At 59.7% G+C, this 8,866-nt stretch carries 9 protein-coding genes; 3 read left to right on the forward strand and 6 right to left on the reverse strand.

What is annotated here, in order from left to right:
* Positions 1–101 precede the first annotated feature (101 nt).
* Together O3A94_16745 and O3A94_16750 are read left to right on the forward strand one after the other, a co-directional pair.
* Positions 102–926, forward strand: a complete 825-nt coding sequence (locus O3A94_16745) for a fumarylacetoacetate hydrolase family protein (GenBank protein MDA1357900.1) — start codon at positions 102–104, stop codon at positions 924–926.
* Between the two features lie 35 nt (positions 927–961).
* Positions 962–1,910 (forward strand): IS630 family transposase gene (locus O3A94_16750; GenBank protein MDA1357901.1). Its coding sequence is split into 2 segments (ribosomal slippage): positions 962–1,297 and positions 1,299–1,910, totalling 948 coding nucleotides; the frame shifts between segments, so codons are not numbered across the junction.
* A gap of 36 nt (positions 1,911–1,946) precedes the next feature.
* Here O3A94_16750 and O3A94_16755 read toward each other — a convergent pair.
* The 6 genes from O3A94_16755 to O3A94_16780 all read right to left on the reverse strand — a co-directional run bounded on the left by O3A94_16755 (position 1,947) and on the right by O3A94_16780 (position 7,322).
* Positions 1,947–2,741: a DUF2189 domain-containing protein gene (locus tag O3A94_16755; protein ID MDA1357902.1), complete on the reverse strand. Its 795-nt coding sequence runs from the start codon at positions 2,739–2,741 to the stop codon at positions 1,947–1,949.
* A 143-nt stretch (positions 2,742–2,884) separates the two neighbouring features.
* Positions 2,885–3,214: a cytochrome C oxidase subunit IV family protein gene (locus tag O3A94_16760; protein ID MDA1357903.1), complete on the reverse strand. Its 330-nt coding sequence runs from the start codon at positions 3,212–3,214 to the stop codon at positions 2,885–2,887.
* A 9-nt stretch (positions 3,215–3,223) separates the two neighbouring features.
* On the reverse strand, positions 3,224–3,952 hold the full coding sequence (locus O3A94_16765) for a heme-copper oxidase subunit III family protein (protein ID MDA1357904.1): 729 nt from the start codon (positions 3,950–3,952) through the stop codon (positions 3,224–3,226).
* A 16-nt stretch (positions 3,953–3,968) separates the two neighbouring features.
* The gene (locus O3A94_16770; protein ID MDA1357905.1) at positions 3,969–4,586 is read right to left on the reverse strand and encodes a cytochrome c oxidase subunit 3; all 618 of its coding nucleotides are present in this window, start codon (positions 4,584–4,586) and stop codon (positions 3,969–3,971) included.
* 2 nt (positions 4,587–4,588) lie between these two features.
* Positions 4,589–6,370 carry a cbb3-type cytochrome c oxidase subunit I gene (locus O3A94_16775; GenBank protein MDA1357906.1) on the reverse strand — a complete coding sequence of 594 codons (1,782 nt, stop codon included), beginning with the start codon at positions 6,368–6,370 and terminating at the stop codon, positions 4,589–4,591.
* A 49-nt stretch (positions 6,371–6,419) separates the two neighbouring features.
* The gene (locus tag O3A94_16780; protein ID MDA1357907.1) at positions 6,420–7,322 is read right to left on the reverse strand and encodes a cytochrome c oxidase subunit II; all 903 of its coding nucleotides are present in this window, start codon (positions 7,320–7,322) and stop codon (positions 6,420–6,422) included.
* A gap of 350 nt (positions 7,323–7,672) precedes the next feature.
* Here O3A94_16780 and O3A94_16785 point away from each other — a divergent pair, with 350 nt between their 5' ends.
* Positions 7,673–8,749: a COX15/CtaA family protein gene (locus tag O3A94_16785; GenBank protein MDA1357908.1), complete on the forward strand. Its 1,077-nt coding sequence runs from the start codon at positions 7,673–7,675 to the stop codon at positions 8,747–8,749.
* The last annotated feature ends 117 nt before the right edge of the window (positions 8,750–8,866 follow it).

An 8,866-nucleotide genomic window follows, 5' to 3' on the forward strand; every position in this document is an offset into this window, starting at 1 on the left:
CCTTGAATCAGAAATCCCGACTCGTGGGAATCCCCTAAGATTCGTTCAGATCAGAAAATGCTCTAGCGGTCACACCCGCCGATTAACAGGAAGTCCAGCCGATGGCCCAACACCCCAACCCGACAAAGATCGCGGCGCTCGCCAAGCGGCTGCGCACGGCGATGGATACCGGCGAAGGCTGTAAGCCGTTACGCAACGACCTGCCCGCCGGCGACCTGGATGCCGCCTATGCGGTGCAGGAAACCAACACCAAATACTGGTTGGCGGCGGGCCGCCGCCCGGTCGGCCGCAAAATCGGTCTGACTTCGAAAGTCGTGCAGACCCAGCTCGGCGTCGGCCAGCCCGACTTCGGCATGCTGTTCGCCGACATGGCTATTCCCGATGGCGAGGAAATCGCCGCGACATCGGTGATGCAGCCGAAGATCGAGGGCGAGGTCGCCTTTGTTCTCGACCGCGACCTGGCGGTCGAGAGCCCCACCATCGCCGATGTTACAAACGCCATCGCCTATGCCACCGCGGCGATCGAAGTGGTCGGCAGCCGCATCGCCAATTGGGATATCAATATCGTCGATACCATCGCCGACAATGCCTCTTCGGGCCTGTTCGTGCTGGGCAATGAGCGTCACACGCTGGCCGATTTCGACAGCCGGCTATGCGGTATGGTGATCGAACATCGCGGCGAGCCGGTGAGCGTTGGCGCCGGAGCGGCCTGTCTCGGCAACCCGCTCAACGCGGTCATATGGCTGGCCCGCGAGATGGTCGAAAGGGGCCGTCCCCTGGCCGCCGGTGACATCATCATGTCGGGCGCCTTGGGGCCGATGGTGCCGGCCGCTCCTGGCGAGGTCTACGAAGTGCGGATCTCCGGACTAGAGCGTTTCCTATTTTGTCTGAATCTAGAGGGGATTCACGTGAATCGGTATTTGTGATTCAAGGTGCGGACTGGAGAAGGAGGCCAGTCTGCATGACCCGACCTTATTCGAATGATCTTCGAGAACGTGTGGTTGGTGCGGTTGAGGCCGGCGAGAGCTGCCGGGCGGTTGCGTCTCGGTTCGGCGTTGCGGTGTCGACGGTGGTGAAGTGGTCGCAGCGCAAGCGCGCGACCGGCAGTGTGGCGCCGGGCCAGGTCGGCGGCCACCGGCGCCGGGTTCTGGAGCCCCATCGGGCTTTCATTGTGGAACGGCTCCGCCAGGAGCCGCATCTGACGCTGCATCGCTTGAAGGACGAGCTGGCGGCGCGCGGCATCAAGGTCTCGCACAACACGGTGTGGACGTTCCTGCGCCGCGAAGGACTGCGGTTTAAAAAAAACCCTGTTCGCCCTTGAGCAGGGCCGCGCCGACGTCGCCCGCCACCGCAAGCGCTGGAAGGCCTGGCAGGGCCAACTCGATCCGCGCCGGCTGGTCTTCATCGACGAGACCTGGATCCGCACCAACATGGCGCCGCTGCGCGGCTGGGGGCCGAAAGGCAAACCGCTCAAGGGCTTCGCGCCGCGGGGACGCTGGCGCACCCTGACCTTCGTCGGCGCCCTGCGCTGCGACCGGCTCACCGCGCCCTGCGTCTTCGACGGCCCCATCAACGGCGCCTGCTTCCGCGCTTACGTCGACCAAATCCTCGTGCCGACCTTGCGGCCCGGCGACATCGTCGTCATGGACAATCTCGCCAGCCACAAATCCAGGGCTGTCCGCGAGGCCGTCAGGGCCGCCGGCGCCCGGCTGTGGTTCCTGCCCAAATACTCCCCCGACCTCAATCCCATCGAGCAGACCTTCGCCCAGATCAAGCACTGGATGCGGTGTGCGCAAAAGCGAAGTGTCGACGACATCTGGCCCCACCTCGGATACCTCGTCGACACCATCCAACCCAACCAATGCGCCAACTACTTCGTAAACGCAGGCTACGCTTCCGTCAAAATATGAAACGCTCTAGAGCGATGTCGGGTAGCGACGACGTCGCTAAACATCCACAACCTTGCGGTAGAGATGCCAGGTCGCGTGTCCGAGGACGGGCATGACGACGGCGAGGCCGAAGAAGAACGGAATCGAGCCGAGCATTAAAGCGCCGGCAACAACGAAACCCCAAACCCCCATCGTTACCGGATTTGCCACGACCGCGCGCACCGATGTGCTAATCGCGACGGCCGCGCTGACATCACGGTCCAGCAACATCGGAAATGACACCACGCTGACCGCCAACACGACAACCGCGAATATAAACCCGACCCCACTGCCCACAACGATCAGGGCCCACCCGGCCGGGGTCGATATGACCTCGCGCGCGAACTCCATAAACGACGTTGGCGTCGCGCCGCCGAACGTCAGATTAAAAATGAGCAGAGCGACGCCCAACCAGGCGAAATAAATCGCCATCATTATGATGCTAAGAATCAGAATGGCGCCGATAGACGGCGACCGGTGAACCTGGAACGCATACTTTATAGAATAATCGAGACCGCTCTCGCGGCGCCGGCTTATTTCATAGAGCCCGACCGCCGCCATGGGGCCAACCAAGGCAAACCCGGCAACAATCGGGAATATGAGCGGCAATATCTCATAACCCGCCGACAGATCGACCAGAACGATGCCGACGATGGGATAAATTACAAACAGAAGGACGATATGGGTCGGCTTGGCGTTGAAATCCTTGAAGCCTTTGACCAGTACTTCTTTCAGATCCGACACGTTGATTTTGCGGATACCGGGCCTGACCGAGCCAGTGTCCGCATAGTCGAGGGAGTGTTCATTCGACATGGCAGTTCCCCTTGAATCGGTTGCTCTCGTCGATCGCAACATGCGACCGCGCAACACGGATTCAACACTGCCAGTTACTCTGCGTCGTTACAACTTAATCGACGCATGCACTGGTTTATTGGGTCGGTGAGACCCGAGCGGTGTTAACCGCCTTCGCCGGTAAAATACAGAAGACGCGTGATGAAAGTGTAGTCGGCTTCGATCGCCATGAGGGCCATCAACACCATCAAGGCTAGCGGCGGCACCAGAATGGCGTACACGATCGCCAACCGTTCCCACACCATATGCATGAACACGGCAACGATGAGCCCCGCCTTCAACAGCATGAAGATGATGATCAGCGACCAACGCAAATACCCTTGAAGTTCGAGTATATCGACCATGTACGACATTGCGCTGAGGACGAAGAGCAATCCCCAGATCTTGAAATAAATGCCAAGCGGATGTTGCTGGCCTTGGGCTGCTGTTGCCATGGGGACCCCCTACCAGAGATAGAAAAATGCGAAGATGAAGACCCACACCAGATCGACGAAATGCCAATACAGGCCCATGGTCTCGACGATGTCGTAACTGCCTTTATGGCTGGTGAAAAAGCCGCGCCGCTGGGTATTGGCTTCGTAGTCGCCGCGCCAGACTTTCCGCGCGACGATAAGCAGGAAAATCACCCCGATAGATACGTGCGCGCCGTGGAAACCGGTAATCATGAAAAACGTCGAGCCGAACTGCGGTGCGCCGAACGGGTTACCCCAGGGTCGGACGCCCTCATGGATCAGTTTGGTCCATTCGAAGGCCTGCATGCCGACAAACGATGCCCCGAGAATAGCCGTTATGATCAAAAAAATGACGGTCTTCGTTCGATCGAGGCGGTAACCAAAATTTACCGCCAAGACCATCGTGCCGCTGCTGCTGATGAGAATGAACGTCATGATGGCGATCAGGATCAGCGGAATATCGGCGCCAAACATATGCAGCGCGAAGACCTCGCTGGGGTACGGCCACGGCACAACCGTCGACATTCGCACCGTCATGTAGGAAATCAAGAACGTGCTGAAGATGAACGTATCGCTGAGGAGGAAGATCCACATCATGGCCTTACCCCACGGAACGTTCTTGAACGCCCTTTGGTCGGAGGCCCAGTCAGCGATCACGCCCTCCATCCCGTCTGGCCGGTCGCCCGGCGCCGCGGAATGCGTCACATCTGTTTGGGTCATGTGTTCCAGATCCTCTTTACGTAATCACAAACCAAAAGAATAAAAATAGCCATAATGCCAGCAGGAAGTGCCAGTAGAAGGCGCATAATTCGACGCTCACGCGCACCTGGCTGGCCGCCGCGCCGCCCCAAATGCGCCGCACGGTCCGCCCCCAGGCCACAAGTCCGCCCAGTATGTGCACGGCATGCAAGCCGGTCAGCATGTAAAGGAAAGCGAGCGCCGGGTTGGTCGGCGCGAAATAACCCAACGCGTCCAACTGGCGTACCACCAACAGCTGGCCGGCCAGGAACGCCAAAGCACAGGCGCCGCCGATTAGCATTCCGGCTTCGACCTTAGCCGTCTGGTCGCGCTGCGCGCTGATCACCGCCCACTGCATGGCGATACTGCTGGCCACCAGAACCACCACGTTCAGCCACATCAGCAGCGGCTCGGGCACCGCCTTCCAGTCGGGCAGCGCCATCCGGTCGGTATACGCCACCACGGCCAGCGAGAACACCACGCCAATGACCGCCACGAAGACCCGCAAGCCGACCTTCACCGCCGGCAAGGCATAGGATCCGCCGTGCTGAGCGTTGTCGATAGCCACCTGGCTTTCCAGCCAGGGTTTGCTACGGATCTCGCGGAAGAAGTCCACTGCTAGTCGCCTTGTGCAGCGATAAGCTTCACGTCGTTGGGGTGAACGTTCTGCGGCACGAAGTCATCGACGGTCCCCGGCACGCTGAAGGAATAGGCCCAGCGATAGACGACCGGCAGTTCCTTGCCGAAGTTGCCATGCCCCGGCGGCACGGTCTCGGTCTGCCACTCCAACGAGGTGGCTTTCCAAGGATTCCGCTCGGAGATTTTACCTTTAAACACGCTCGTGATGATGTTGTAGATAAACACGAGCTGGGCAAAACCGACGATTAGAGCCGCCACGGTGATGAAGGCGTTCAGGTCCGCCGCCGAATCCGGAATGAAGCTGGTATCGGCAACCGACCAGTACCGGCGCGGCACGCCGACAAATCCGAGATAGTGCATCGGGAAATAGATCAGGTAAGCGCCCAGGAAGGTGACCCAGAAATGGAACTGGCCCATGGCCTGGTTGAGCATCCGTCCCGACATTAAGGGGAACCAGTGATAAATCGCGCCGAAGACCACGAGGATCGGCGCCACTCCCATGACCATATGGAAATGAGCGACCACGAACATGGTGTCGGACAACGGCACGTCGACAACCACATTGCCGAGGAACAGGCCGGTAATGCCGCCATTCACGAAAGTGATGATGAACGCGATGGCGAACAGCATCGGTAGGGTGAGGTGAATGTCGCCGCGCCACAAGGTCAACGTCCAATTGTAGACCTTGAGCGCCGTCGGCACCGCGATGATCAGCGTGGTTGTGGCGAAGAAGAAGCCGAAATAGGGGTTCATGCCACTGACATACATGTGGTGCGCCCAGACAACGAAGCTCAGGGCGCCAATCACGACAATCGCCCAGACCATCATGCGATAGCCAAATATGTGGCGGCGCGCATGAACGGAAAGCAAATCGGAGACGATGCCGAATGCCGGCAGCGCAACGATGTAGACTTCCGGATGGCCAAAGAACCAGAATAGATGCTGGAACAGGATCGGGCTACCGCCGCCGTAGGCAAGCTGCTCGCCAAACTCGACAATGGCCGGCATGAAGAAGCTGGTGCCCAGAACGCTGTCCAGCGTCATCATAATGGCGCTGACGAACAGGGCCGGGAACGCTAATAGCGCCAAAACCGTGGCGGTGAAGATACCCCAGATGGTCAGGGGCATGCGCATGAGCGTCAATCCGCGGGTGCGTGCCTGTAGGATCGTCACCACGTAGTTCAGGCCGCCCATGGTGAAACCGATAATGAACAGCGCCAGCGAGACCAGCATCAAGACGATGCCCAATCCGGTTCCCCCCGGCGTGCCCTGGAGAATGGCTTGCGGCGGGTACAGGGTCCAACCGGCTCCGGTCGGCCCCCCCGGCACAAAGAAGCTGGCAACCAGCACCAAGACGGCCAGCAGATAAATCCAGTAACTCAGCATGTTCACATACGGAAACACCATATCTCGAGCGCCGACCATCAGCGGTATGAGGTAGTTACCGAAGCCGCCCAGGAACAGCGCGGTCAACAGATAGATGACCATGATCATGCCGTGCATGGTGACAAACTGCAGGTAGGCGTCCGGGCTGATAAACGAAAACGTTTCGGGGAAGCCCAATTGCAGGCGCATCAGCCAGGACAGCACCAGACCGACCATGCCGATCGCCACCGCCGTGCTGGAATACTGGATGGCGATAACCTTGGCGTCCTGACTGAAGACGTACTTCGTCCACCAGCTATGGGCATGGTAGAGCTCGGCCTCAGGAACTTCGGCCGGGCCGACGTTCTCGATTTTCTCCGGAGTGATATCAACCATCAACTAGACCTCATCGTTCTTTCTGTGCTGCGCCCTATGACCTTGGATTTTAGCGCGAAACAAGACTTGCCGCGGGCGATGTGCCCGCCGCGTTCATTGCCAGGGACGAACTTGCCTTGGTTTTATTCTCGATTGCCGCCAGCGACTGGGCAAAGGTCGGCTGCTCCGCCAGCCACGCGTCATAGGACGCTTTTTCCTCGACTACGACATTGCCGCGCATCGCATAATGGTTCGAACCGCACAGTTCGGCGCACAGGATGTCGAAAGTGCCGGTTCGCGTCGGCGTCAGCCAGAAGTAGGTCACCAACCCGGGCACCATATCCATCTTGGCGCGGAACTGGGGCACGTAGAAATCGTGCAGCACATCGAGCGAGCGTAACAGCACGTTCACCGGCTGGTCCAACTGAAGGTGCAAATCGTCGGAGTCGACGAGAATATCGTCCTGGCCGTTAGGGTCGTCCATACGCAGTCCGAACGGATTGTCGGAGCTGACGAGCGTGGCATCTGTGGTGCCGAGCTTGCCATCGGCGCCGGGATAACGGAAGCCCCACTGCCATTGCTGGCCCATGACCTCGACTTCGATCGCCTCCTCCGGCACCGTGACGTAATCGTTCCACACGATCAGTCCCGGCGCCAACAGGCCGGCGACGCCGACCGCCGTAGCGACCGAAAGCCATACTTCCAGCTTTTTATTCTCAGGATTGTAGGCGGCCTTGTGGTTCGATTTGGCCGCCGGCTCGGTATTTCCGGAGCGGGCGTGAAATTTATAAATGCAATAGGCCGTGAAACACAGGATGATTATGTAGGCTGTGCCGGTGATCCAAAAGGTGATGTCGATGGTGAGGTCCATCGAGCCCCAATTCGAGGCGATTTCCGTCGACCACCACGGCGTATAAATGTGAAACACCAGCGAGCCGAGCGCCACCAACATCACTATGATTGCTACCCACATTCAATCGATATCCTTACTAAGAGGGCCTCCGGATCATGATGACCCGACCCTTCGATGCAGCTTTAAGGACCTGAAACCCATTCCCCATTTTTCATACGACCGGACCATAACTCCCCAGAACCGCCGCACGCAAACGACCGCATCCACTATTTAACCAGCGAACACGATTACGTCATTCGAACATGATTCTACAACAAGGGCGCGGTCGCGGCCACTGATTGATCACCCCATTAAGTGCGACGATCGGACGCACGGCATTCCGCTTACAACTGCGACTGATAGGCGCGCCCGCTTGCAACAAAAATTGCCGCCCCGCAAACTGCGCGAAACTTACGGATCGAAATTCCCTCTTGAGCCAAACCATACAACATTTCGAGATCGCGCCACGGCCGCCGGCAAGCCAGCGGGCGATCGCTGCGTGGCTATTCACCCTGGCCGCGATGATTTTGGTGATGGTCTCGATCGGCGGCATCACGCGGCTGACCGGATCTGGCCTGTCGATTGTCGAATGGCGGCCCCTGATGGGGTCTTTGCCGCCCCTGTCCGAGGGCGAATGGGCGCGCATATTCGCGCTCTATCAGACCAGTCCGCAATATCTGGCGGTCAACACCGGCATTAGCCTGGCGGAATTCGAAGCGATCTTCTGGTGGGAGTGGGGGCACCGCTTCTGGGGCCGGCTGATCGGCGTCGTCTTCTTCCTGCCGTTCCTCTGGTTTCTGGTGCGGCGCCAAATCGGCCTGTCGCTGGCCCCGCGCCTGGCGTTCCTGTTTATCCTCGGCGGCGCCCAAGGCGTCCTCGGCTGGTACATGGTCCAAAGCGGGCTGGTCGACATTCCGGAAGTAAGCCAATACCGCCTGGCCGCCCATTTGGCGCTGGCGCTGGCGCTTTATGTGGCGCTGTTCTGGACGGGACTGCAATTGCGCCACCCCGAGCCGGAAACAGCGCCGGACCGGCGCTTGGCCGGCCTTCGGACCCTGGCGATGAGCACCCTCGGCCTGGTGACAATCACCATTGGCGCCTTTGTCGCCGGCACCGACGCCGGTTTTGCCTACAACACCTTCCCGCTGATGGACGGCGCCCTGGTGCCCGCCGGCTATCTGCCGCAGCCCTGGTACGCCAGCCCGTTCGAGGACATCGCCACGATCCAGTTCCATCACCGCGTTCTGGCGATCGTCTCGCTGATTGTCGCCATCGCCACCTGGTGGCGCAGCCGTTGGATCGTCCTGGTGCAACGAGCGCGGCGGGTCGCCAACGGACTGCTGATCATGGTCTGCCTGCAGGTGGCGCTGGGTATCTCGACTTTGGTGCTCGTCGTGCCGACCCCGCTAGCCGCGGCGCACCAGACCGGCGCCGTGCTGTTGCTCACCGTAACGCTGTGGCTACTCTTCGAATTGCGGGCGCCCCACAGGTCGATCGCGAAAGCCTAATTTAGCTTAAGTGCGCCGCCTGCCGGGGAGAACCATCACCAGCAAAAACATCACCACCGCCGCCAGGACGACCGACGGCCCCGCCGGCGTGTCCCACTGCAGGGACCCGGTGAGGCC

This window comes from Pseudomonadota bacterium (assembly GCA_027624955.1).
In the GTDB taxonomy this organism is placed as follows: Bacteria; Pseudomonadota; Alphaproteobacteria; order UBA828; family UBA828; genus PTKB01.